The 24,460-nt window shown below is 63.9% G+C and carries 26 protein-coding genes; 12 read left to right on the top strand and 14 right to left on the bottom strand.

Annotated elements, in window-relative coordinates:
* Positions 1-141: 141 nt before the first annotated feature.
* Together ACFQJC_RS15050 and ACFQJC_RS15055 are read left to right on the top strand one after the other, a co-directional pair.
* Entirely contained in the window at positions 142-2,550 is a 2,409-nt protein-coding gene (locus ACFQJC_RS15050) for a bacterio-opsin activator domain-containing protein (RefSeq protein ID WP_390224871.1), read from the top strand.
* Positions 2,551-2,641: 91 nt separating this feature from the next.
* A complete protein-coding gene (locus ACFQJC_RS15055; RefSeq protein WP_390224872.1) occupies positions 2,642-3,592 on the top strand; it encodes a phosphotransferase family protein in 951 nt (316 codons plus the stop codon).
* A 19-nt stretch (positions 3,593-3,611) separates the two neighbouring features.
* On the opposite strand, the gene ACFQJC_RS15060 is transcribed toward ACFQJC_RS15055, so the two are convergent.
* Positions 3,612-3,851, bottom strand: coding sequence for a DUF7861 family protein (locus ACFQJC_RS15060; protein WP_390224874.1), 240 nt, complete (start codon positions 3,849-3,851; stop codon positions 3,612-3,614).
* Positions 3,852-5,450 carry a spermidine synthase gene (locus ACFQJC_RS15065; protein WP_390224876.1) on the bottom strand — a complete coding sequence of 533 codons (1,599 nt, stop codon included), beginning with the start codon at positions 5,448-5,450 and terminating at the stop codon, positions 3,852-3,854.
* Positions 5,451-5,547: 97 nt separating this feature from the next.
* Between ACFQJC_RS15065 and ACFQJC_RS15070 the strand changes: the two genes are divergently transcribed.
* A complete protein-coding gene (locus tag ACFQJC_RS15070) occupies positions 5,548-6,210 on the top strand; it encodes a CRISPR-associated protein Cas4 (RefSeq protein ID WP_390224878.1) in 663 nt (220 codons plus the stop codon).
* Positions 6,211-6,227: 17 nt separating this feature from the next.
* Here the strand turns inward: ACFQJC_RS15070 and ACFQJC_RS15075 are convergent, their stop codons facing one another.
* The 3 genes from ACFQJC_RS15075 to ACFQJC_RS15085 all read right to left on the bottom strand — a co-directional run bounded on the left by ACFQJC_RS15075 (position 6,228) and on the right by ACFQJC_RS15085 (position 7,652).
* Positions 6,228-6,818, bottom strand: a complete 591-nt coding sequence (locus ACFQJC_RS15075) for an L-threonylcarbamoyladenylate synthase (protein WP_390224880.1) — start codon at positions 6,816-6,818, stop codon at positions 6,228-6,230.
* A gap of 64 nt (positions 6,819-6,882) precedes the next feature.
* Positions 6,883-7,389, bottom strand: a complete 507-nt coding sequence (locus ACFQJC_RS15080) for a redoxin domain-containing protein (RefSeq protein ID WP_390224882.1) — start codon at positions 7,387-7,389, stop codon at positions 6,883-6,885.
* Positions 7,389-7,652, bottom strand: a complete 264-nt coding sequence (locus ACFQJC_RS15085; RefSeq protein WP_390224884.1) for a glutaredoxin family protein — start codon at positions 7,650-7,652, stop codon at positions 7,389-7,391. Before ACFQJC_RS15085 ends, ACFQJC_RS15080 begins: the two co-directional genes overlap by 1 nt.
* Positions 7,653-7,824: 172 nt before the next feature.
* Between ACFQJC_RS15085 and ACFQJC_RS15090 the strand changes: the two genes are divergently transcribed.
* Positions 7,825-9,207 carry a hemolysin family protein gene (locus ACFQJC_RS15090; RefSeq protein ID WP_390224886.1) on the top strand — a complete coding sequence of 461 codons (1,383 nt, stop codon included), beginning with the start codon at positions 7,825-7,827 and terminating at the stop codon, positions 9,205-9,207.
* 26 nt (positions 9,208-9,233) lie between these two features.
* On the opposite strand, the gene ACFQJC_RS15095 is transcribed toward ACFQJC_RS15090, so the two are convergent.
* From ACFQJC_RS15095 to ACFQJC_RS15105, 3 genes are read right to left on the bottom strand one after another with little or no spacing between them, the layout of a single operon-like run.
* On the bottom strand, positions 9,234-9,509 hold the full coding sequence (locus tag ACFQJC_RS15095) for a hypothetical protein (RefSeq protein ID WP_390224888.1): 276 nt from the start codon (positions 9,507-9,509) through the stop codon (positions 9,234-9,236).
* Positions 9,506-10,702 (bottom strand): inorganic phosphate transporter, encoded by a 1,197-nt coding sequence (locus tag ACFQJC_RS15100; protein ID WP_390224893.1) that lies wholly within the window; start codon positions 10,700-10,702, stop codon positions 9,506-9,508. The genes ACFQJC_RS15095 and ACFQJC_RS15100 overlap by 4 nt, the downstream gene beginning before the upstream one ends.
* A gap of 42 nt (positions 10,703-10,744) precedes the next feature.
* A complete protein-coding gene (locus ACFQJC_RS15105) occupies positions 10,745-10,912 on the bottom strand; it encodes a DUF7859 family protein (RefSeq protein ID WP_390224895.1) in 168 nt (55 codons plus the stop codon).
* Between the two features lie 96 nt (positions 10,913-11,008).
* Between ACFQJC_RS15105 and ACFQJC_RS15110 the strand changes: the two genes are divergently transcribed.
* The gene (locus tag ACFQJC_RS15110; protein WP_390224897.1) at positions 11,009-11,965 is read left to right on the top strand and encodes an ArsR/SmtB family transcription factor; all 957 of its coding nucleotides are present in this window, start codon (positions 11,009-11,011) and stop codon (positions 11,963-11,965) included.
* A gap of 198 nt (positions 11,966-12,163) precedes the next feature.
* Here the strand turns inward: ACFQJC_RS15110 and ACFQJC_RS15115 are convergent, their stop codons facing one another.
* Positions 12,164-12,688, bottom strand: a complete 525-nt coding sequence (locus ACFQJC_RS15115) for a metallophosphoesterase (RefSeq protein WP_390224899.1) — start codon at positions 12,686-12,688, stop codon at positions 12,164-12,166.
* Between the two features lie 85 nt (positions 12,689-12,773).
* Here ACFQJC_RS15115 and ACFQJC_RS15120 point away from each other — a divergent pair, with 85 nt between their 5' ends.
* On the top strand, positions 12,774-13,718 hold the full coding sequence (locus ACFQJC_RS15120) for a cation diffusion facilitator family transporter (RefSeq protein WP_390224901.1): 945 nt from the start codon (positions 12,774-12,776) through the stop codon (positions 13,716-13,718).
* A 6-nt stretch (positions 13,719-13,724) separates the two neighbouring features.
* Here the strand turns inward: ACFQJC_RS15120 and ACFQJC_RS15125 are convergent, their stop codons facing one another.
* Entirely contained in the window at positions 13,725-14,750 is a 1,026-nt protein-coding gene (locus tag ACFQJC_RS15125; RefSeq protein ID WP_390224903.1) for a threonine aldolase family protein, read from the bottom strand.
* Positions 14,751-14,868: 118 nt separating this feature from the next.
* Between ACFQJC_RS15125 and ACFQJC_RS15130 the strand changes: the two genes are divergently transcribed.
* The gene (locus tag ACFQJC_RS15130; protein WP_390224905.1) at positions 14,869-15,954 is read left to right on the top strand and encodes an aminopeptidase; all 1,086 of its coding nucleotides are present in this window, start codon (positions 14,869-14,871) and stop codon (positions 15,952-15,954) included.
* 318 nt (positions 15,955-16,272) lie between these two features.
* On the opposite strand, the gene lrp is transcribed toward ACFQJC_RS15130, so the two are convergent.
* Positions 16,273-16,740, bottom strand: a complete 468-nt coding sequence (lrp, locus tag ACFQJC_RS15135) for an HTH-type transcriptional regulator Lrp (RefSeq protein WP_465261520.1) — start codon at positions 16,738-16,740, stop codon at positions 16,273-16,275.
* Between the two features lie 117 nt (positions 16,741-16,857).
* Here lrp and glnA point away from each other — a divergent pair, with 117 nt between their 5' ends.
* Positions 16,858-18,228 carry a type I glutamate--ammonia ligase gene (gene glnA / locus ACFQJC_RS15140; protein ID WP_390224909.1) on the top strand — a complete coding sequence of 457 codons (1,371 nt, stop codon included), beginning with the start codon at positions 16,858-16,860 and terminating at the stop codon, positions 18,226-18,228.
* Between the two features lie 149 nt (positions 18,229-18,377).
* On the opposite strand, the gene ACFQJC_RS15145 is transcribed toward glnA, so the two are convergent.
* From ACFQJC_RS15145 to ACFQJC_RS15155, 3 genes are all read right to left on the bottom strand, one after another.
* Positions 18,378-19,319 (bottom strand): phosphatase PAP2 family protein, encoded by a 942-nt coding sequence (locus ACFQJC_RS15145; RefSeq protein WP_390225632.1) that lies wholly within the window; start codon positions 19,317-19,319, stop codon positions 18,378-18,380.
* Positions 19,320-19,321: 2 nt separating this feature from the next.
* Positions 19,322-20,671 carry a YihY/virulence factor BrkB family protein gene (locus ACFQJC_RS15150; protein ID WP_390224911.1) on the bottom strand — a complete coding sequence of 450 codons (1,350 nt, stop codon included), beginning with the start codon at positions 20,669-20,671 and terminating at the stop codon, positions 19,322-19,324.
* 61 nt (positions 20,672-20,732) lie between these two features.
* Positions 20,733-21,869 carry a tRNA (guanine(26)-N(2))-dimethyltransferase gene (locus tag ACFQJC_RS15155; RefSeq protein WP_390224913.1) on the bottom strand — a complete coding sequence of 379 codons (1,137 nt, stop codon included), beginning with the start codon at positions 21,867-21,869 and terminating at the stop codon, positions 20,733-20,735.
* Between the two features lie 123 nt (positions 21,870-21,992).
* On the opposite strand from ACFQJC_RS15155, the gene ACFQJC_RS15160 reads away from it, so the two are divergent.
* The 4 genes from ACFQJC_RS15160 (at position 21,993) to ACFQJC_RS15175 (ending at position 24,440) form a co-directional block, all read left to right on the top strand.
* The gene (locus ACFQJC_RS15160) at positions 21,993-22,337 is read left to right on the top strand and encodes an SWIM zinc finger family protein (protein ID WP_390224915.1); all 345 of its coding nucleotides are present in this window, start codon (positions 21,993-21,995) and stop codon (positions 22,335-22,337) included.
* Positions 22,338-22,389: 52 nt separating this feature from the next.
* The gene (locus ACFQJC_RS15165; RefSeq protein WP_390224917.1) at positions 22,390-23,208 is read left to right on the top strand and encodes an HVO_0234 family beta-propeller protein; all 819 of its coding nucleotides are present in this window, start codon (positions 22,390-22,392) and stop codon (positions 23,206-23,208) included.
* 93 nt (positions 23,209-23,301) lie between these two features.
* Positions 23,302-24,153: a ribose-phosphate diphosphokinase gene (locus ACFQJC_RS15170; protein WP_390224919.1), complete on the top strand. Its 852-nt coding sequence runs from the start codon at positions 23,302-23,304 to the stop codon at positions 24,151-24,153.
* A 53-nt stretch (positions 24,154-24,206) separates the two neighbouring features.
* Positions 24,207-24,440: a DUF7860 family protein gene (locus tag ACFQJC_RS15175; RefSeq protein WP_390224921.1), complete on the top strand. Its 234-nt coding sequence runs from the start codon at positions 24,207-24,209 to the stop codon at positions 24,438-24,440.
* Positions 24,441-24,460: the final 20 nt, after the last annotated feature.

Consider the following 24,460-nt stretch of genomic DNA (forward strand, 5'->3'; position numbering starts at 1 on the left):
GCCGATGCCCAAAGGATTTGGCGCTGGTTCCGAGTTTCGTGACTGTACAGTGGGAAGTGACAACCCGCCGACTCAGTTTGGTCACCGACGCACTTCCTTCGACGGAAGTGCTAATAGCTGTGGTAGAGATTCTCACCCACGATGGGGACAGGAAGCGGAACGCGTCATACGGAGACGCTCGCCGTATTCGAACGGACCGAGTATCCCTGCGAGCCACTGACCACGGTCGAAGTGACCGAACAATTGGAGTGTACGCGCCGGGCGGCGTACGACCGCTTACAGCGACTCGTCGAGGAAGGCGAGTTGGCGACGAAGAAGGTTGGCGCACGCGGGCGGGTCTGGTGGCGACCGTCACGAGAAGTGGCTCGGCCGTCACGAGAGACGACCCAGCCCTCACGAGAATCGGACCCTGTGAGCAGCACGATTCTCGAAGACGGTCGAGAACTCGAACAGTACAAAGCGGCGGTCGAAACCGTCGGCGACGGCGTCTATATCGTCGATCACGAGAGCCGGTTTCACCTGATAAATCAGGCGTACTGCGACCTCACGGGATACGACCGCGACGAGGTGATCGGTGCACACGCATCGATGGTCACGACCTCCCAAGACCTCGAATTAGCCGAACGACGTCGAGACGACCTCGCAGAAGTCGGCGAGGGAGTCACGACCGTGGAGACGACACTGCTCACCAAAGACGGCCAAGAGGTGCCGATCGAAACCCAGTTTGCGTTACTCCCGCTCGGAGACGACAAGTACGGTCGTGCCGGGGTCGTTCGAGACATTCGAGACCGCAAGCAGCGAGAAGACGAACTCGAAGCGCGGATTCGACAGCAAGAGGCGATTACCCACCTCGGCCAACTCGCGCTCGAAACCCTCGATATCGACTTCGTGATGGCAGAAGCGTCGAAGGTCGTCGCCGACACCTTGGAGAACGACTACTGCAAAGTCCTGGACCTCGATAGCGCGAACGACGAACTCTTGCTGCGGCAAGGCTTCGGGTGGGCGGACGGTATCGTCGGTCACGCGACTGTCTCTGCCGTCGAAGACGACTCGCAAGCGGCATACACATTGCAATCTTCACAACCGGTCGTCGTCGAGAACCTCGACGAAGAACAGCGATTCAGCGGGCCGGAGTTACTGACCTCTCACGGCGTGCTGAGTGGCATCAGTACGATCATCGGTCCGTTCGACGACCCGTGGGGAATCCTCGGGACACACGACACCCAGCAGAAGAGATTCACTGCACACGACGTGAACTTCGTCCAAACGGTCGCTCACATTCTCACGGCGGCGATCAATCGACACGAGTTCGAGCACGAACTCGAACGTCGCCGTCAGCAACTCGCCGCGCTGAACGACCTGAACGACGTCATCCACGGTGTCACGGACGCCGTCATCGCCCAATCGACTCGTGACGAGGTCGAGCAAGTCGTCTGCGACCGATTCGCCGACACCGAAACCAACCAGTTCGCGTGGATCGGTGAGCTCACGCGCTCGCTCGACAGCGTCCGCATCAAAGCCACGTCGGGGTGCGGCGAGATTGCGGGGATGGACCTCCTGATAGACGACGAGCGCCAGACGGGGTACGGCGAGATGGTCGCCGCCGCGTTGCAGACGCAGTCTATCCAAGTTCGACACATCGACGGAGCCGATGGCTGGATGTCGAATCCAGAAGACGACCAACACGGCACCGACGAATTGCTCTATTCCCTCCTCGACGAAACGGGGGTCAGATCGACCGTCTGCATCCCAATCGTCCACGAAGAGTTGATCTTCGGTGTGCTGACGATTTCGACGAATCGAGCGAACGCGTTTGGCGACGACGAGCGGGCGACTATCACGCACCTCGGAGAGCTAATCGGCCACTCGCTGGCGAGCATCGAACGCAAGCGGGCGTTGATGAGCGAGGAAGTCATCGAACTCCAGTTCCGAATGCCGGACTTTGGAAAGACACTCGGCACATCGTTGGAGTTGGACGGGACGATTTCGATCGACAAAACCATCGATGTTGGCGACGGGCACTACCTCGCGTACGGAACGGTCACCGACGATGGCGTCGATTCACTCCAAAAGATACTCGACGCAAACCCACGGTGGGAGGAACTATCGATCGGCGAATCGACGCTCGGGGAACGACCATTCCGAATCGACCTCTCGAAGACCCCGGTTAGCTCAGTCGTCGCCGCACAGGGTGGCAATGTCGTCGAGTCGCGCATCGTCGATGGGACGGTCTACCTGCGGTACCACCTGCCGCCCGGCGCGGACGTTCGAACGGTCACCGACGCGATTCAGACCGAGTACCCCGGCACCGAGATGACCGCTCGACGGCAGATAACGCGAATCGAACCGGACGTCGAAGATACGCTGACCAACGAGTTGACCGACCGACAGCGTGCCGCACTAGAAGCGAGTTTCCACGCCGGATTCTTCGAGTGGCCGCGCGCCAATTCGGGCAAGGATATCGCCGAGATGCTCGGTGTCAGTCCATCGACGTTCCACCAACACCTCCGGACCGCCGAACAGAAAGTGTTCGACTCGTTGCTCGGCTAACGGAGAGCAAACGTGAGAGAGACCGCACCCCACTCACACGTCAGCAACACGACACCAAAAGAGACACTACAACCGCCAGAAAGCATCTGCCATGGACAGTCGCGTCGCATCCGCGCTCGCCCACGCGTTCCCCTCGCGCGACGTCGCCGAGGTGCACGCCACAGGCCCGTCGTGGAACGACAGCAACCACACGGTCGGCGTGGCGTTCGAAGACGGCCAGCGCGCGTTCGTCAAAGTCGCTGCCGACGGCGACGGAGAGCGAATCGTCCGCGAGAGCGCGGTCATCGAGCGAGTCGCGGGCGCGGGACTCGTCCCCGTCCCCGAAATCGTCGCCCGCGACCCGGACCACGAAATCCCGTATCTCGTGACCGAACCGGTCGATGGGTCGGTCGTCTTGGACCTGTGGGACGACGGCGACAGAGCCGAACTCACCCGACGCGTTGGCGCGGCACTGGCGCGGGTTCACTCGCTGGGCTTCGACGCCCACGGAGACATCTTCGGCGGCGGCCCGACCGAACTCGAAGCCGAGCGCGGACGGTGGGCCGACGTGCTCGCCGACCGAATCGAGATGATGCGCGGACTCGCCTCGGATACGAGATTCGACCACCACTACGACGCGGTTAAAGCCGCCGTCTTCCGGAATCGTGACGTGCTCGATGCCGCGCCGGCGACGCTCGTCCACGGCGACCCGGCGCAACCGAACGCTTTCCAACAGGACGGCGAAATCGGGTTTTTAGACTGGGAAATCGCACACGTCGGCGACCCCGCCCGCGACCTCCACCGAGCACAGAGCCAACAGTTCGGGTCGTTTCGGTCACCCGACCCGGAGCATCTCGTCACCGCACTGCACGAGGGCTATCGGTCGGTCGCAGGCGGCCTCCCGCTGGGCTACGCCGAGCGCGAACCCATCTACGAGGCGGTCAGGTTCCTCGGCGTCAGCGGGTACACCGACAAGTGGATAGAGCTCATCATCGACGAACCGGCGTCCGAGTTCGTCTCGTGGGTCGAAGCCGAGATGAAACGACGACTCGCAGAACTGTGAGCTGAGGCGGAAACCGGCCTCAGTGAGACTTCTTTCGGTACCAGAACCGCGCACCGACGGGAGAGTCCTCGAAGTCGAGGCGACTGCAGAACAGGTCTCTGATGGCGAACGTGACGACGAGTTCGACCGTCTCGCCGTCGTCGTTTCGGGCGTGGATGACCCAGTGGCCGTCACGCGCTTCGGTGGTCTCGATGGTGCCTTCGGTCCAGCGGTCGATATCGTGCGTCGGGCGCTTGGCGTGGATTCTGTCGTGGGCCATCTACGTCGGTGCGGCGCGAATCAGCGTCGTGTTGGACGTGCTCGCGTTCGTCTCGCTCTCGTTCGACTGGGCGATGACGTAGCGCTGGCCGACCATCGGGTCGAGGAGGCTATCGACGGGCGCGCGGTCGTCCCGCAAGATTGGCACGTCGTCGGTCGGTTCGCTGTTGCGATAGGTGGTGAGTTCCGACGAGAGGTCGATACCGATATCGCGGCGCTCGTTCCTCGCTTGGAGTTCCTCGCTGGTGACGAGCGTCGAGTCTTTCGTCGCCACGACCTCGATGTTCTGGACGACGACGCTCCCGACCGTCGGGAAACTGTAGACTTGTGGGTAGACCTGACTCATCGTCTTGTACTCGGCGCGGTAGAACTGGGAGGCCGGCCCGCTCGGCGCGGAGATGACGTTGGCGACGAGCACGCCGTCGTCGTCTAAGCGCTGCGAGGTGAGTTGCATGAACTCCACCGTCGTGAGTTCGAACGGCACCTTGTCCTTCCGGTAGGCGTCGAGGACGATGACGTCGTACGTCTCGTTCGTCTCTTCGAGGTACTGCCGGCCGTCGGTGGTGTAGATGTTGAGGCGCTCGGACTCCTCGACGCCGAAGTACCGTTTCGCCGTCGAGACGACCTCGGGGTCGATTTCGACGACGTCCACGGTCACGTTCGGGTATTTGTCGAGGAACACTCGCGGACCGGTGAATCCGCCGCCGCCGACGAAGAGCACGCGGTCTACCTCCTCGGTGTAGAGAAACGGCATGTGGAAGTACGACGTGTAGTCGAAGACGTGGCGCGTGGGTTGGTCGAGGTCCATCGCGCTGTGGGGTTGCCCGTCGAGGTAGAGGGTCCGCGTGCCGTCGGCATCGACGACGCGGAGTTCCTGATACGCGGTCTGGGTGTGGTAGACGGAGTTACCAGCGGTGTCGAGACCGATGCCGCCCGTGACCGCGCCGCCGACGAGCAGTATCGTCACGGCGACGCTCCACACCGCCTCGTCGGAGCCGATGTTCGGACGAAGCAGTGCGAGCGCGGTGACGACCGACAGCAAGCCGAAGATGAGTCCGATTTCGGCGACGCTCAGCGTCGGAATGAGGAAGAACGTCGTCGCAAACGCGCCGACGATGCTCCCGATGGTGCCGACGGCGTAGACGTGACCCGAGGCCGCCCCCACGTCGGTCCGCCCCGACAACTCGGCGGCGTAGGGGCTGACGTAACCGAGGAGGTAGGTCGGCGGCCCGAAGAGGAGCGTAATCGCCGGGAGCGACGCGAATCGACTCGGGAGGGGCAATCCAGAGAGCGACTGCAACATCAGTTCGCCGAAGAGAATCAGCCCCGCGACGTAGAACGCGGTGGCGACGAACAGCCGGGCGAGTCGCGGATTCGACGCTCGCGCGGCCGCCTGCTTGCCACCGCGGTAGTAGCCGAGGCTCAACGCGGCGAGGAAGACGCCGATGATGCTCCCCCACGTGTAGATGCTGCTCCCGAACTCCGGTGCGATGAGTCGGCCGGCGAGAATCTCCAGTCCCATGCTGGCGACGCCGGAGACGAACACCGCCAACTCGGGGCGACTCAGTTTGAGAGACGAGAGGGAGGGCGGCTCTGCCATGCGATACGTAGGGAGGGCCAGCTAATAAACCACACAACGGCGGAAAGCGAGGCGGGCCGGCCGAAGCTTCTTGTACCATCCCGGGACCACACCCGCCGTGTCGAAACTGGTCGCGCTCTCGGAGCTCGCCCGCGCCGCGTACTGTCCGCGCCAGCTCTACTACGCCCGACGGGACGACGAGCGAGCGCCACCCCCCGAAGTCGGCGAGATTCGCACGCTCGCGTTCGAGTACCCGCGGTTGCTCACCGCGAGCGACGACGAACTCCGAGCGTCGCCGACTGCACTGTCGCCGGCGACGTACCGGGCGAACCTCCGCCAGCTCCGCGAGCGAGACGTGTGGGACGACATCACCGACCCGGTCGCCCGCGACGCACTTCTGACGGGAAAAGACTGCCGCGGCGTCGCCCACAAACTCGTCGGCGACCCGCCGATTCCGGTGTTGATTTCGCCGGGTGAACCACCGGAGCGTGGGGTGTGGGAACCACAGCGCGTCCGCGCCGTCGGACTGGCGAAGGCGCTCGCGTGGGAGCGAGAAGACGCAGTCGAGCGAGCTATTGTGGAGTATCCCGCCCACGGCGTCGTGCGAACGGTGCGACTCACGGTCCAGAACAAAGCGGCCTATCGACGGGCGCTCACCGTCGCTCGGACGCTCGATTTCGTCCCGCCGCGACTCGGCGACTCCGCGAAGTGCGAGTCCTGCGAGTATCGAACGACGTGCGGGGTGAAAACACGGTCGCTGAAGTCGCTGTTAGGGTTCTAAGCGACCCGAGTCGAGGCCTAGTGCTCGTCCAGCCACGCCGCAATCTCGTCGGCCATCGCGCCGCGGCGGTGGACGATTCCCTCGCCGGGGTCCACGACGGTGCTCTCAGTCCCGGGCGTCTCGCCGCCATCGACGACGACGGCGACCTGCTCGCGGATTTCCTCGGAGAGTTGGTCGGGGTGGGTAATCGACCCGGTTCCGGAGCGGTTGGCGCTCGTCGCGGTGACGGGCGTTCCGGCCTCGCGGAAGAGCCTGCACGAGAGGTCGTGGTCGGGGATGCGAACGCCGACGCGGTCACGGCCGCCGACGAGCACGTCCGGCAGCGACTCGCGGCGTTCGACGACGACGGTCACCGGACCGGGGAGGAACCGGCGCATGAAGGCTTCCTCGCGGTCGGACGCGACCACGTAGTCGAGCGCGGCGTCTACGTCGGGAAAGCCCGCAGAGAGCGGTTTGTCTCGACTCCGGCCCTTGATTTCGAACACGCGTTCGACTGCTTCTGGGTTCGTCGCGTCGGCACCCATCCCGTAGACGGTCTCGGTCGGGTAGACGACGGCCTCACCGCGCCGAATCGCCCGCGCGGCGCGCGTCACGATGTCGTCACTCATGTTCGGACGGATGCGAGCGGTCAGAAAAAGCGTGACGAAGCTCGATTGCCGAGATGACGACCGATTACAGGTCGGAGACGGCGGCCGCGACCTCGTCGTACTCGGGGAAGTCCGGCCACGTCTCGGCGACCCACTGGTACTGCACTTCGCGGTTCTCGTCCAACAGGAACACCGCGGGGCGGTGCTCGGTGATGCCGTTCATCGCGTCGAGGTCGTGTTCGAGACCGTACTCGGTGGCGACGCCAGCGCCGGGGTCCGAGAAGACCTGTGCATCGACTTCGCGCTCTTTCAGGAGCGTCTTGTGCTCGTAGGGCGACGAAATCGAGATACCGACCGTCCGAATCTCCTCGGGGACGCCGCGGTCACGCAGGTTGTTCCAGACGTACGTCGTCGGGAACGCGCCGTCCATCGGGTGGAACACGAGCAGGACCGGACCCTCGTCGGTGAGGTCGGAGAGCGAGGTGTCTTCCCAGTACTCCTCGTTGACGAGCGGTCGCGTGAAGTCGGGTGCCGTCTCGCCCACGGCCGGTGCGTCGTGGTCGGGGAGTTCGACGATGTCGAAATCGACCATTATGCGGCCTCCTCGTAGGTCTGTTCGAGATATTCGACGATGTTCGCCGACTCGGACATGGTGACGCCGGTGTTCTCGTCTACGATGGCCGGAACACTGCGCTTGCCGGAGACGCGTTTCACGACGTTGCGGTCGGCGTGCATCGGTTCGACGAACCGCGACTGGTAGTCGAGACCCTTCTCCTTGAGGACGCGAACGACTCGCTCGCAGTACGGACACGCCTGCAACCGATACAGGGTAATCGCAGGCTGGTCGTCGGACATGGAACACGATTGGAAATCCTGTCGCCTAAGCGCTTCGCTCGCGGGCATCGCCGCCGCAATATCGCTTCGAGACAGTCACGAGAACTCGTTCAACTCGTCGAGAGTATCGCAGTCCCGTGGTGTGGCAAGGAGTAACCCTTAATTTCGGTGCCGCGCAAGTGTCCGTAGTTACATGGGTTTGTCGCCGCTTCATATGCTCCCAGCCACCAAACTCGCGGCCATACAGGCCTCGGATATGCCGCTGGACGACCTCACGATTGCAATCCTCGGTTCGATTGCGATTCTCATTCTCATCGCCCTCTCGGCGTTCTTCTCGTCTTCCGAGATTGCGATGTTCTCACTCGCAAAGCACCGCGTCGATTCCCTCGTCGAAGACGGCGTCTCCGGAGCCAAGCGGGTCAAAGCACTGAAAGAGGACCCGCACCGTCTGCTCGTGACGATTCTCGTCGGGAACAACGTCGTCAACATTGCGATGTCGGCGCTCGCCACGGGTCTCTTGGCCGTCCTCGACTTCTCGCCCGGCCAGTCCGTGCTCATCTCGACGCTCGGCATCACGACGCTCGTCTTGCTGTTCGGCGAGAGCGCCCCGAAATCGTACGCCGTCGAGCACACCGAGTCGTGGGCGCTCCGTATCGCGCGCCCGCTCAAGTACGCCGAGCTGTTCTTGATGCCGCTGGTCATCGTCTTCGACTACCTGACGAGACTCATCAACCGCATCACGGGCGGCCAGACCGCAATCGAAGCGACGTACGTCACCCGCGACGAGATTCAGAACCTCATCGAGACGGGCGAGCGCGAGGGCGTCATCGAAGAAGAAGAACGCGAGATGCTCGACCGCATCTTCCGGTTCAACAAGACCATCGCCAAGGAGGTCATGACGCCCCGTCTCGACATGACGGCCGTCCCGAAAGACGCCACTATCGACGAAGCAATCGAGACGTGTGTGCAGGCGGACCACGAACGCGTCCCCGTCTACGACGGTAACCTCGACAACGTCATCGGCATCGTCAACATCCGGAACCTCGTCCGCGAGAAGTACTACGGCGAACGCGGCGTCAAACTCGCCGACATCGTCTCGCCGACCCTCCACGTCCCCGAATCGAAGAACGTAGACGAACTGATGGCCGAGATGCAGGACACGCGGATGCAGATGGTCATCGTCATCGACGAGTTCGGGACCACCGAGGGTCTCATCACGCTCGAAGACATGGTCGAAGAGATCGTCGGCGACATCCTCGAAGGCGACGAGGAAGAACCGTTCGAGGAGATTAGCGAGAACACCTACCTCGTCCGCGGTGAGGTCAACATCGACGAGGTGAACGAGGTACTCGAAATCGACCTGCCGGAGGGCGAAGAGTTCGAGACGCTCGCGGGGTTCATCTTCAACCGTGCCGGCCGACTGGTCGAAGAGGGTGAAGAAATCACCTACGACGACGTCATCATCGGCATCGAAGAGGTGGACAACACGCGCATCATGAAAGCGCGCATCGAGACGAAGACCCGTCTCGGCGACGACGAGGACGAAGAAGAGGCCGAAGTCGAACCCGACGCCTGACACAGGCGACTGTTTTCGCGCCGCACTCACCCGAGGAGGGTAAACGACAGCAGAACCAGCGCCAGCGAGACGAGCGTCAGAAAGACGAGTTCGCGGCGTGCCTCGACGTTTCGATGGAGGCGACTGGCGCGTGCTCGAAACCGAATGGCCAGAAAGAACGCGCCCAGTCCGACCGTGCCGAAGGTGAATCCGCGAATGGAGATGCCGGTGACGATGGCCATCCCGATGTGGTAGACGCCGAAGATAGCCCACAGCGCCGCAAAAAGCGTCACGACGTCTGCTTGGAGGGTGCGACCGTTCACGCTGGAAGTACGCCCGAGACGAGTGTAAAGACGCCGTATCCCGCGACGAGTGCGAGGACGAGCGAGCCAATCCACGCGAGGACGGTGTACACCATCTTCCGTTTCGAGACGCCGGCACTGCCGGCGGCGTAGCCCGAACCGATAATCGCGCTGACGATGATTTCGTTGAACGAGACGGGGACGCCGAGGGCGACGGCGGTCTGTGCGATGGCGAACGCCGGAATCATCGCCGAAATCGACCGTCGCGGGCCGAGCGCCGAGTAGTCCTGTGCGAGCGCTTTAATCATGCGCGGCGCGCCGGTCCACGACCCGAGGAGCAAGCCGAGTCCGCCACCCACGAGCACCGCGGGGAGCGGGACGGTCACCGAGTCGAGCAGGGGAACGAGCGGACCGATGGCGAGTCCGACCTGACTCCCGCCGGCCGAGAAGGCGACCAGCCCACCCAACACGAGCAGAAACCGGCGTTGGGCGCGGGCCTCGTCGGTCTGCATCCAGCGGGCGACGAGCGCGGTGGCGGCGAGACCGACGAGCAGTGAGACGGCCGCGAGCCACAGGAGGGAGGCCGAACCATCGCCCACCAGCGAGACCGCCGCAACCCCTGCAATCGACGACGACTCGCCGGCCGGGCCGAGCGATGCGAACTCCATGTTGGCCACGAGGATGCCGACGATACCAGCGAGGATGGGAACGAGACGGGATTCGGGGATTCGCTCGCTTCTGAGCGCGCGCGCCGTCACGTACGCGATGCCGCCGCCGACGAAGGGCGTCAGCACCCACAGCGAGACGATTTGTTGGTACTTCGGCCACACCGGGTAGCCGCCGAGTGCGAGACCCACGCCGATGACCGCCCCGGTGACCGTAAAGGCGGTGGCGATTGGATAGCCCGCGAAGACGCCGAGTGCGACGAGAATCGCCGCGGTCAAGAGACCGACGACGGCCGCCGGAGCGGTGAGGACGACGCCGCCGATGAGTTCGCGGCCGACGGCGTTCGTGACGTTCGCGCCCTGTAAGACCGCACCGAGAAAGCCGAGGACGCCGACGATGAACCCGGCGCGCATCACCGAGATGGCGTTGGCACCGACTGCGGGTGCGAAGGGCGTCGAACCGGACGACCCCGCGCCGATTGCCCACGCCATGAAGAGACTGGCGAGTGCGGCGACGACGAACGCGATGAGAGTTCCGGTGGCTACCACAGCGCGTCTCCGTGCGGAGGACTCCGATGTTCGCTATTCATCTCAACGGCTTCGACCCTCGTCGAATCCCTCTCGTAAGCCCAAGAGCGTCCGACGGACGAGAAGATAGCCGAAGAAGACGAACAGCAACATCACCACGAGCAACCCCGTGAACACAGGGTCACCCGCGAGAAAGTCGATGACGCCGTCTACGAACAAGGGGCGTGTCATGTGGCGGGAGTCCGAGGCGCCACCGTATATCCATTTCGGCGTGTGGACGTGATAGAACACGAACACTCATGAGGAACTTCTGAGTACGACAGCACAATGGCCGACCTCTTGCCCTCCGCTTCCGGCCCAGACGACGAGTCGGATTCGCCAGACGGTGGCGACCCTCGCGTCATCGGTCTCGACAGCGACGAGGCCGACGAGTTGCTCGCCGCCATCTCCTCTTCGACCGCCCGAAGCGTCCTCTCGAACCTCCACGAATCGCCCGCGACGGCGACCGACCTCTCGAACGAGGTGGACACGTCGCTCCAGAACGTCCAGTACCACCTCGGCAACCTCGAAGAAGCCGGACTCATCGAAGTCGTCGATATGCGCTACTCCGAGAAAGGCCGCGAGATGAACGTCTTCGGCCCCGCGGACCGCGCGCTCGTCGTCGTCGCCGGGCGCTCCGACGAGACGAACGGGCTGAAGAGCGCACTGTCGCAACTCATCGGCGGCGTCGGCGTCCTCGGTGTCGGCGCAGCAGTCATCAATCGGCTCGCTGAGTCAGGGAGTATCTTCCCGTTCGTCGCGTCCAGCGGTGCCGACGGTGGGGCCGCAGACGCCGGTGCGGGCGGGAACGAGTCGTATCAGGTGTCTACCAACGGGAGCGGGACGGCCACGGACGCGGCGACGACCGCGACACAGACGCCGACCGCGACACCGTCGCCAACCGCGACACCGTCGCCGACGACCGCGGCCGAAACCGTGACCGAATCGGGCGGCGATGGTGGCGTCGGCATCGCGGAGGCGACGACCAGCGAACCGACACAGGCAGTCACCGAAGAGGCAGTCGAAGCCACGCGAACCGTCACAGAGCAAGCGGCGACCGCAACCCAGACGCCAGAGGCGACCGCGACCGCGACCCAGCAGGCCACCGACACCGCGATGGCGCTCACGAATGGCGCGCCGGGAATCGGCGAGACTATCGCCGGTCTCTCGCCCGGTCTCCTGTTCTTCCTCGGGGGCGTGACGGTCCTCTGTCTCTGGATTGGACTCGGTCTCGTGCGTAACTAAAACGCCCATTTGAGCTTACGGTGTGTATTTGGGCGTGGCTCTCTACTGAGTAGATACGAGGCTTCACGCACCGCCGGATGGCGGTTCGGTCCACCCCTCTGTTGCCCCTGCCCCCGTCGTCTCAGCGTCGAAGCCTCGAACTGCCCCCCACAGGTTTCCACACCTGCCCCGCTGATTTTTCGGCCCTCTTCGCCGGTTTCAGTTACGTCCGTGCGGGTCGAGCGTGAACCGTTCGAACACGGACCCATCGACCGTCACGAGCCGACCGCGAAGCCCGCCGTCCGGAAGCGGTTCGAGTTCTGCGTGTGCCTTCCGATGGCCGCGCGGTTGGGCGTGGCTCCCCGGATTGATGAGCGGAATCGCGCCCGTCGCGTCGAACGTCGGCCGGTGGCTGTGGCCGAAGACGACGGCGTCCGCGCCGCGCTCGCGGCCGAAGAGGGTGAGCGCCTGTGGCCCACCACGGCGCGTGTGTGTCATGGCGAACTCGATGCCCCCGTAGGTGAAGTTTCGCGCCTCGGGGATGCGGTCTCGAATCCCGGCGTCGTCGTTGTTGCCGTAGACGGCGAGGAACTGCGACGACTCGTCGATGAAGGCGTCGAGGACGGGTTCGCGCATGAAATCGCCCGCGTGGACGACGAGGTCGGCCTCGCGGACGGCTTCGAGCGTTCGGCCGGTGAGTCGATGCGAGTCCGTGCTGTGGGTGTCGGAGACGAGGACGAGCATACGTGTGCTAGTAGGCGAGGGGACTGAAACGTATCGACCGCGCCCGCGTCGGAACAGCTATCCGACACGCGCCTGACACCCACTCATGGCAGGCAGTACCTCCGTCGTTATCGCCGCCCTCTTCGCAAACGGGGCCATTTCTGTCCTCAAGTTTCTCGGCTTTCTTGCGACCGGTAGTCCGTCGATGTTGTCAGAGACCTATCATTCCATCTCCGACACGGGGAACCAAGTGTTCCTCCTCGTCGGGATTCGATACAGCGGGCGAGAGGCGACTCAAGCGCATCCGTTCGGGTTCGGCAAAGCACAGTTCTTCTACTCGTTTCTCGTCTCGGTTCTCCTCTTCGGCATCGCTGGCTGGGAGTCGCTGAAACACGGGTACGAGGCGCTCATGCACCCTGCACACGGCGGTGGTGGCGAAGCCGTCGTACTCCTGGGGACGAGCGTTCAACCCGTCTACATCAACGTCGCCATCCTCCTCGGGGCGATTGCCTTCGAAACCTACGCCTACCTCAAAGCGAACGCCGAACTCCAGCGCCAAATCAAGGAGTACGAGTGGAGCGGTCTGAGAGAGGCGTTCCGCAAGACGAGCGACGTGACGACGCTCACGGCCTACACCGAAGATACGATTGCACTCGGCGGCGCGATGCTCGCGCTCATCGGTATCGGCCTGACCGAGGTGACGGGGAACCCGATGTTCGACGCGCTCACGGCGCTGCTCATCGGGGTGATGCTCATGGGCTTTGCAGTCGCGCTCGCGTGGGAGAACAAACGCCTCTTACTCGGCGAAAGCGTCCCACTCGACGAGGAACAAGACCTCAAAGCGCTCGTCTTGGAACGGCCCGACGTCGTCCACATCGACCACTTCAGCGCGATGTACGTCGGTCCCGAGAAACTGCTCGTGACGCTCGACGTGAGTTTCGGCCCCGACCTCGACACCGAAGAGTTGGACGACCTGATTACGGACATCGAGGACACGCTGCGCGAAGCGGACGACCGGGTCAAGTTCGTCTACATCGAACCCGAGTTGTAATCCGCTCTACCGCGATTCGACCGCGTCCCCTATTCGCTCGACTGCTTCTTCGACATCCGCCTGCGAGACGTTGAGATTCGTCGTGAGACGGGTGTGGTACTCGCCGAACCCGCCGCCGAGTACGTCCACGGACTCACAGAGCGCGACGAATTCGTCCGAGGTCATCTCTTTTTCCTCGGAATCGACGACGACGATGTTCGTATCGGGCGTCGGGACAGAGAGACCTTCGACAGCATCCAATCCTTCGGCCAGAATTTTCGCGTTTTCGTGGTCGTCGGCGAGTCGCTCCACGTTGTCGAGGGCGACCAGACCGGGTGCGGCGATGATGCCGGCCTGTCGCATGCCGCCGCCGAACTGCTTGCGGACGCGAGTCGCCTGTGCGATGAACTCCTCGGTGCCGACGAGCATCGACCCGACCGGCGCGCCGAGACCCTTCGAGAGACAGAACATCACGCTATCGACGTGTTCGGCCATATCCGCTGGGTCTTCGTCGAGGGCGACACAGGCGTTGAGGACGCGCGCGCCGTCGAGGTGGACCGGAACCCCGTGGTCGTGGGCCGCCTGCGCCGCGGCGTCGATATCGGCTTTCGGGATGGCGATGCCGCCGCGGGCGTTGTGCGTGTTTTCGAGACAGAGCAAGCCGGTGCCGGCGATGTGGAGCGACTCTTCTTTCAGGTGCTCGCGGACCTGTTCGGGCGTCGGTGCGCCGCGCTCGCCGGCGTCGTAGGCGCGAACTTGGAGACTGGAGAGTTGGGCAAAGCCGCCGACTTCCCACTTGTAGACGTGTGCCTTCGCGTCCACGAGCGCCTCTTGACCCGGTTCGGTGTGGACGCGCGCGGCGATTTGGTTGCCCATCGTACCAGAGGGGACGAACAGGCCCGCCTCTTTGCCGAACAACTCGGCGGCGCGCGCTTCGAGTTCGTTCACGGTCGGGTCGCCGCCGTACACGTCGTCGCCGACTTCGGCGTCGTGGGCGGCCTGTCGCATCTCGTCGGAGGGGAGCGTCACCGTGTCGCTTCGAAGGTCTATCATTGGTCGGACAGACCGCGGCGAGCGAGAAATAGCCGGTGGTCCACCGGCCGACGCGGGCGTGGTCGGCAAAGCTTGCACTCCGAAAGGTGTTTGCCACCACACTTCCCACATGCGCGTTATGGACCCGCGTATCCGCGAGCACGCACAAACCATCGTCGAGCACTCAACAGGAATCGAAGCGGGCGACCAGGTCGTCGTCGCCGCACCGCCAGTCGCGGGTGACCTCGTGACCGCGCTGAACGAACTCATCGGCGAGCGCGGGGCGTACGTCGTCAACACCAACAACGACCCGCGGTTCATGCGAGCGTTCCTCCGCAACGCCGAGCGAGACGAGTTCGAGACGCCCGAGCACTTGCTCGCACTGTTCGAGGCGGCGGACGTGCTCATTCGGGTCCGCGCCGAGACGAACGCCACCGAACAGAGCGACGTCTCGCCGGAGACGAACGCCGCGTGGAAGCGCGCCTACAAACCCGTGCAGGCGGAAGCCCTCTCGAAGCGCTGGTGTCTCACGCAGTATCCCGCGTCCGGGAGCGCGCAACTCGCCAGTATGAGCACCGAGGCCTACGAGAACTTCGTCTACGACGCGGTCAGCCTCGACTGGGAGAAGCAAGAGGCACTACAGGCGGAGATGGTCGAGATTCTGAACGATGCGGACGAAGTGCGCATCAAATCGGGCGACGAGACGGACGTGACGATGAGCATCGCGGGCAACAGCGCCATCAACGACAAGGGCATGCACAACCTGCCCGGCGGCGAGGTGTTCACCGCGCCCGTCAAGGATTCGGTCGAGGGAGAGGTGTACTTCGACCTGCCGCTCTATCGACAGGGCCGCGAAGTCTCGGGCGTCCGCGTGACGTTCGAAGACGGGGAAGTCGTCGAGTACTCCGCCGAGCGCAACGAGGAAGTCCTCGACGGCGTGTTCAACACCGACGACGGCGCGCGCTTCCTCGGCGAACTCGGCATCGGCATGAACCGCAGTATCGACCGCTTCACCTACAACATGCTGTTCGACGAGAAGATGGGCGATACCGTCCACATGGCCGTCGGCGCGGCCTACCCCGAGACCGTCGGCGACGAGAACGAGGTCAACGAGAGCGCCGAACACGTGGATATGATCGTGGACATGTCCGAGGACTCCGTCATCGAAGTCGATGGCGAAGTCGTCCAGCGCGACGGTGTGTTCGTGTTCGAAGACGACTTCTGAGCTATCTCTGCGGTCTTTTTCCTCCACCGTGAGACGCGATACGTCTCACGAGCCTTCGCTCGCTATTGCTCACGAGGACAGGTTTTGCGCGTGCGAACGAAGTGAGCACGCGGAAAAAGTGGGACCGGTGTGTTCGTGTTCGAAGACGGCTTCTAATCGGTTCTCACTGCTCTCCTTTCCGAAGTCGAACCCGCTGATTTCCACTGGAATCGGCGTGCAAACCGCTCCGCAGTCTAACGGTTTTCCAGTGGAAATGGAGGGCAACAGCTGGCGAAGACAGCTGCGTTCGGCCCTCCGCGAAGAGAGAAAACGAGTCTGTTACCGTTCGATGTCGAGTTCGAACTGCTCGTTTTCGCTGACGGAGTTGAGCACGACCGAGGTGTTCGACTCGCGGATGTCCGCGTCGGTGAGGAGCTTCTTGATCTGCGAGTTCATGCCGTCGGTGTCGCGGAACTTGCCGATGGCGATGATGTCGTAGTCACCGGTGACTTCGTAGACCGAAATCATCTGCTTTTCTGCGCGCAGACGGTCGGTGATTTCGGGGAGCGCGGACCCTTCGACTTTGAGTTGGATGACCGCGGTCACGTCGTAGCCGAGCGCGTCGTAGTTGACGCGGGGAGTGTAACCTTCGATGACGCCCTGGTCTTCGAGGTCGCGGAGGTGATTCGAGACGGTCGTCACCGAGACGTCGAGTTCTTCGGCGAGGCTTCGGAGGCTCGCGCGACCGTCGCCCAGCAGTGCATTGATGAGTTTGGCATCGAGGTTTTCGTACGTCATTACATCCAAGAACCGTTTGGGGGCATTAGAATTTTACGAATATCCAATTCTGTGGCTGAGTGCGGGGAATTGCATTAAGCGGTAAGGTCTTTATAGTGCGGGTGTTCGAATCGTGTGTCCAGGAACATGACGGACGAACACGCCATCACCGACGGCGGCCTGAGCGCGGAAGCACAGGCAGTCGTTGACAAAATTGAAGCAGAGAATGTTGACTTCCTCCGATTGCAGTTTACCGACATTCTTGGCACCGTAAAGAACGTCTCCATTCCGGCCTCGCAGGCCGAAAAGGCGTTCACCGAAGGCATCTATTTCGACGGCTCCTCCATCGACGGATTCGTTCGCATTCAGGAATCCGACATGCGCCTCGAACCCGACGCGTCCACCTTCGAAATCCTCCCATGGCGGAAGACCGAAGAGAGCGCCGCAGGGCGTCTCATCTGTGACGTGTTCAACACCTCGACGGGCGAGCCGTTCAGCGGCGACCCGCGTGGCGTCCTCAAGGACGCACTCGAACGCGCAGCAGACCTCGGCTACGACGTCAACGCCGCGCCGGAACCGGAGTTCTTCCTCTTCCAGGAAGACGAAGACGGCCGCGCGACCACGAAGACGAACGACGCCGGTGGCTACTTCGACATGGCCCCGAAGGACCTCGCTTCGGACGTTCGTCGTGACATCATCTTCGGTCTCGAGAGCATGGGCTTCGACATCGAAGCGTCGCACCACGAAGTCGCCGAAGGCCAGCACGAAATCAACTTCACGTACGACGACGCGCTGGCGACGGCCGACAACGTCGCAACCTTCCGCTCTGTCGTTCGCGCAATCGCCGCCGAACACGACCTGCACGCGACGTTCATGCCCAAGCCGATCGCCAAGATCAACGGTTCGGGTATGCACACGCACATCTCGCTGTTCAAAGACGGCGAGAACGCGTTCCACGACGACGACGACGAGTTCGACCTGAGCGAGACGGCAAAGCAGTTCGTCGCCGGTATCCTCGAACACGCGCCCGCAGTCACCGCGGTGTGTGACCCGACGGTCAACTCCTACAAGCGTCTCGTCCCCGGCTACGAAGCGCCGGTGTACGTCGCGTGGTCCGACCGCAACCGCTCGGCGCTCATCCGCAAGCCGGCCGCGCGCACGCCCGCCGCGAGCCGTATCGAAGCGCGCTTCCCCGACCCGTCGTGTAACCCGTACCTCGCGTTCGCCGCGCTCATCCACGCCGGTCTCGACGGTATCGAGAAGGGTCTCGAATGCCCCGAACCGGTCCGCGAGAACATCTACGAGTTCGACGAAGCCAAGCGCGAAGAGTACGGCATCGACGTGCTGCCGGGTAACCTCGGCGAGGCAATCGACGCCCTCGAAGAAGACGAAGTCATCCAGGACGCCCTCGGTGAGCACGTCTACGAGAAGTTCGTCGAAGCCAAGCGTTCGGAGTACGACGACTACCGCGTCGCAGTCTCCCAGTGGGAACTCGACCGGTACCTCGAAAAGTACTGAACGCGCCTCGAATTCCGACTCTCACTTTCTTTCGAACTCGAATCACGAGCCGTCGGCCTCCACACTGGGGGGCACGCTGTGACCGGGGCACGCTCAGACCGAGAGCCTCGGCTCCAGCGGGAAGTGTGATATCGAAAACAGAAGCAGCGTCAGTCGGCGCTCGGTACGACGTTCGACGACGCAAGCGAGTCCTGCAATCGCGGGGCGACGAGGATGAACGCGACGACCACCGCCGTCCCGACGACCATGAGCGGGAGCGGCGCGTCGAGGGCGTCGAGACCGCCCCACAGACCGCCCGCGACTGCGAGCGCGACGAACGCGACTGGCATCGAAAGCGTCGGGAGCGACTCGTGGTCGGACAGGCGCGTCCAGCCGAAGAAGCCGCCGAGCGAGCCACCGAAGGCGGCCGCGGCGTGTTCAGTGTGGCCAGGACCGCCGAAGACGAGCACGGCAACGAGCGCGACGAGCGCGAGCGCGGCCGAGACGCCGAAGACGCGAGCGGGGTCGAGTAGTCCCGTCTCGTCGTCCACCGCGACGGAAAAGAGCGCCTTCAGGAGGCCGAGACCGAGGAGCACGCCGACGACCACGTCGATGCCGTAGTGGACGCCGATGACGACCCGCGAGAGCGAGACGACGCCGATGATGACCGCCGCGGCGACGATGCGACGGCGACGGTCCCAGACGTCGAGCATGACCGCGGCCGCGCCGTAGACGACGGTGGTGCCGAGGGCGTGGCCGCTCGGGAAGCCGAATCCGTCGTCGGTCGTGAAAGAGACGAACAGGTCGGCGAGTGGCGCGGGCCACGATGGCGCGTCGGCGACGGCCGCGGTCGGCGGACGCGGGAGTGCGAGGCCGACTTTGAGCGCGGTGACGAGCGCGAGCGACGCGAACGCGAGACCGACGAACGCCGCGGCGACCTGTCGCGGATACGTCGTGAGTCGCGGGCGTGCGAGCCAGTACAGCGACGTGAAGAGGACAAAGTAGAACCACTGGTCGCCGAGTTGGGTGACGAGACCGAACAGAAACACGAACAGGTCCGGCGCGTTGGCGAGTGCGGTTTCGCCCAGACCGCGTGTCTGCAAGAGCAGCATCATTAGCTACGACGTTCTCGAACGGCATCAACGGCACGACTCGGCACCCCGAGGGCGTTTAAGCCGATGCCGAAGATGACGAAGAGGACGTACAGTCCGAGCGTCGAGAGGAAGATGATGAGCATGGCGAGGACCGCGATGAGGTCCGACTGGAGGTAGTAGAACGCCCCGAGGGTCAGCACGGTGCCGTAGAGGAGGACGAGATACGGTCCCCACCCGCGGGCTTTGCCGCGTCGCATCCGGCGACGGACGTAGCGTTTCATCTCCGCTTCGAGTTTGGGCTTTTCGACCGTTCGGTCGGTCACGTCGCTCTCGAAAGCGTCGAGGTCCGCGCGGAGTTCTTCGACGCGCGATTCGAGTTCTTCGATGTCGGGCGCACCGCGTGGGGAGACAGACGACCGGGGCTGGTCGTCACCAGCGTCCTCGCCTCCGTGCGGTCCATCGTTGTCACCTCGGTCGTCGCTCATATTCGTACGACCAACATGTCGGACTCCCGTATGTTGTACTTGCCGGTCCTTTTCGCGGTCACCGCCGGGTCCGTTTCCCGGGCCGCCGCCCGGTTCGTCGATGGGTAAGTTGCCGCCGGTGAGCAACACCGCGTTGACGACCGCGCCGGCGAGGAGAATGATACCGGAGAAGTAGAACCACGTGACGAGGAGTAGGAGCGACCCGAGCGCGCCCGCAATCGACCCCGCGGTGTACTGCGTGTAAATCCCGAACCCGACGCCGAGGAGCGTCCATCCGACGGCGGCGACGAGCGTTCCCGGGACGACCTGTCGCGGCCGGAGTTTCACGTCCGGGAAGACGTAGTAGAGCGGGAAGAACGCCGCACAGAGCGTGAGAAACAGCATCAGCGGCGACAGCAGTTGCACGAACGGGAGGTCGAGGATGGCGATGAGCGCCGTGAGAACGGCGACACCGACCGTGCCGAGACCGATGCTGACGAGCGCGATGGTGCCGTCTTTGAGTTGATCGACGATGCCGCCGGACTCGGAGCCGTAGATGCGCGAGAAGGCGATGTCGAGACCGCGGAAGAGTTTGAGCGCGCCCCACACGGTGAGTCCGAGACTCACGACGCCGACGCTCCCCTGACCGGTCTGGTCTTCGAGTGCTCGCTGGACGATGCCCTGACCGGCGGGCACGAGGTACTGATTGACCAACGCTTCGAGCTGGGCCTGCAGTTCGGCACCGCCAATCGCCGTGGTTATCACCACCGCGAGGACGAGCAGCGGAATCAACGAGACGAGCGCGTAGTACGAGATGCTCGCCGCGAGAAAGGTGATTTCTCTCTCTTGTATCGTTTCGACGACGGTCTTGGCGAGGGAGACGGCTTCGCGGATTCGCACGCTCACGTATCACTCGAACGACACGCGTGGCAAAGAAACTACCCCGAACGGGACAGTCAGATTCACCTCAGGATTCGGGATCCAAGGCGGCCGTCGCTTCTCGAATCTCCGCGATAGTCGCGTCCGTCTTGAACGCGGTTCCGTGGTAGTGCGCGTCCGTGGCTTCGAATCCGGCCTCGCGGATAGCGTCGAGGAAGTCGTCCATCTTCGGCGCGGAGCGTCCCCAGAGCTTGGTGAGGCGGTGCTGGTCGAAGTGCGTGGGCGTGTCGAGTTCGACTTCGAGGGTATCGAGCATCTTGCGTGCGCGTTTGGCGCTGCCGAAGTCGTCGGTGACGTGCTCTCTGACCGAGGCGACGAAGTCACGGTCACAGATGGGACCGAGCCAGATTGGCCCGGCTTCGAGGATGCGCGTCGAACCGCAGTTCGAACACTCCTCGGGCGGGTGGGCGACGAGCGAGGCTTCGTGTTCGCGGTGGAGGCAGTCCTCGCAGTTGTAGACGAAACCGGTCGAATCGAGGAGTTCGTCGGCCTTCGTCGCGCGTTCGTCGAGTTCGAGGTAGGTCCGAGCGTAGTGGCGGGTCGCGTGTGAGAGAATCGGAATCGCAGCCTTGTCGTGGCGAGCGGCCGTGCGGACGAGCGCGCCGACGAGGACGCGAAGGCCCATCTCGGAGTGGTAGTCGGTGTTCTGCGGGAGACAGCCGTACTTTCGAATCCCGCTCTTCTGGTGTGCGCCGCAGAGGGGCGCGGTGTCGGTGGCGGTGACACAGACGAGGTCCCGGGTGTTCGCCATTGCCGGGTCGGCGAAGGGCATGGGCGTGCCGAAGGGGTCGAGGTCAACCACGTCGAACACGGAGTCAGATTCGTAGAGGAGCGCGTTCGCGTTGCGGTGGACCGCCTCGCCGCCGTTGCCGTTGTGGTCGAGGTTGCGCTGGGCGAGTTCGACCGCGTCGGGGTCGAGGTCGGCGCAGGTCACGTCGTAGCCCTCGTTAGCGGCGCGAACGCCGCGGATGCCAGAGGCCGCCATCGCGTCGAGGTACGTCTCGGCGCGGGGTTCTCGCTCCGCGTAGGCCCGGAGGACGGCCACCGTCACGTCGCGGTTCAACTCCTGTGTGGGGTTGTAGAAGACACCGTCGCCAGTTCCCTCTGACGCCCCGTCACGGGCGCTCGGAACCTCGATTTCGACGCCTCCCTCGCTCACGAACATACCCCGAGTTCGCCCGCGCGGGCGGAAACCGGTTGCGATGCATCGCGCCGCTCGATGCGCCCACCGCCAGTGGGCGAACTACGCCACCGAATGGGTTTTGACCGCGACTCTCGAAGCGAGCGTGTGGACACGGCCGAAGAGTGGCGAGCGGCGCTTGCCGAGGCGGGAAAATTAGCGCCGGATATCGTCCAACAAATCGTGGATGCCCACGGGAAGAGAGGCATTCAGGCCATCGAGGCCGTCTCCGAGAAGCGAGTCAAGCGCTACCGCGACTTCGACGTCGTCGTCGGCTACGACGACGAGTACGTGGTCGAAGACCGCGGGTGTACGTGCAAGGACTCGCACTACAACCTCGACCCCGACGAGGGCGAGCGCTGTTGGCACGTGCTCGCGGTGGACATCGCCGACGCCCTCGGCGAAGTCGATTACCACGACATGTGGTATTCGGACGTCCGCGAGTTTTTGTGAATTGATTCGACCACAACGCTTTCCGAATCGCGCGACGAAACCGGAGTAACGGATGGCAGACTTCGACCTTTCTATCGACGAAAAGCGCGTCTACGCCGAGAAGTCCGGGAAGACAACGGTGTACGTCGCTGCGAACATGGGTGTGGTGACCGTCGATGTCTCCGACGACCTGGTGGGTGGATTCCGCATCGACCATCGGTGCGACCCGCGGGATATCGCTGGCTCGCCCGGGGAAATCGCGGTTGCGACCGACGAGGACGTGCTGCTCGTCCGCGACGACTACCACGAACTCGACTTCGGTCCCGCCGTCGCCGTCGGCTTCCACCGAAATCGCGTCGTCGCCGCCGACGAGTCGGGTCGCATCGCACGCTTCGCCGAAGACGGGTGGACCGACATCGGAGCGGTCGAGGACGTTCGCGCGCTCGACGGGTCGCTCGTCGCGGCCGCCGACGGCGTGTATCGAATCGTCGGCGACGAACTCTCAGCGGTCGGATTGGACGACGTGCGCGACGTGTCGGACCCGGCGGGGCGACTCGGGAGCGACGAGGGGACGCCGCTCGCGGCGACCGGCAGCGCGCTCTACGCGCTCGGAAACGGCTGGATGGAGACGCTCGACTCCGAGACGAGCGTGGTCGAGTCGATGCCGGACGGCCGCGCCGACGCGGTCACGCCCGGCGGCATCGTGACGCTCGACGGCGAGACGTGGCTGTCGAATCGGACTCCGGTCGAAGAGTCGGTCGTCGGACTCGCACACGACGCGCGGACGACGTACGCGGTGACCGACGTTGGAACGCTCTGTTTGCAGACGACCGGCAGCGAGTGGCGGACGCAGGTGCTCGGTCTCGACGCGACGGGTATCGCGGTCAGATGAGGCGCGACGGTGGCTGACGCCGCGATACGCTGACACACGTCGCCGGAGACGCCAACGAAAAGCGGTTTTACCACCGACGAGAGACGGAGAGGTATGCTCGTACCCGGCGCATCTTCCCAGGCGCTCGCGGCCGCGCTCGCTTCCGAACTCGGCGAGTCGCTCTCGGCCGTCGAGTACGACCGGTTCCCGGACGGCGAGACGCTCGCCGCCGTCCCCGGTTTCGACGCTGACCACGCGACGATAGTCGCCAGCACCGCCAGCAACGACGACTACATCGAACTGCTCCAACTCCAAGACGCCGTCCGCGAGGCCGGTGCCGAGGACGTGACGACGGTCATTCCCTACATGGGCTACGCCCGTCAGGACAAGGCGTTCGACGTGGGCCAACCCGTCTCGGCCCGCGCCGTCGCCCGCGCGGTGAGTACGACCACCGACCGCGTCGTCCTCGTCAACCCCCACGAAGACGCGATTGCCGACTTCTTCGAGGTGCCCGTCGATATCGTCGATGCCGCCGGACGACTCGCCGACCCCCTCTCCGACCTGCACGACCCGCTCTTCTTGTCGCCCGACTCGGGCGCAATCGACATCGCCCAGACCGTCCGCGACGCCTACGGCGAGGGCGAGACCGACTACTTCGAGAAGGTGCGCCTCAGCGGGACCGAAGTCGAAATCACGCCGAGCAACGCCGACTTCGAAGGCCGCGACGTGGTGATTACCGACGACATCATCGCCACGGGTTCGACGATGAGCGAGGCTGTGGGTGTCCTCGCCGAGGGCGGTGCGAAGCGCGTCTTCTGTGCCACCGTCCACCCGCTGCTCGCCCGTAACGCGCGAACCAAACTCGCCCGCGCGGGAATCGAGCGCGTCATCGGGACCGACACGCTCGAACGCGACGTGAGCGCGGTGTCTGCCGCACCGGCACTCGCACCGGTGTTGAAGCGCTAGCAGGTCACACACCCTCTCGCAACGGTTTTAGTGGATTACGTGTCTCACACTGTATGGGACGGTACGGAAAACTCGACTATCCACGTCTGACGAAGACCGGCGTCGGCCTCGGTCTCGCGTTGTTCCTCTTCGGCGCGGTCGGCGCGAAGGTGGCACTGGCAGTAAGTAGCGGCGGGCAACTCCCCGGATGGGAGCGCACGCTCTTTTTCGACGCCGAAGTCATCGGCGTCCTCCTGCTGCTGTTCTCCCCGATTATCTTCGGCATCGTGATGCCGCTGACGGAGTAGTTCGAGGGGAGTTCTCCGAG

The organism is Haloferax namakaokahaiae (assembly GCF_042663225.1).
Classification (GTDB): Archaea; Halobacteriota; Halobacteria; order Halobacteriales; family Haloferacaceae; genus Haloferax; species Haloferax namakaokahaiae.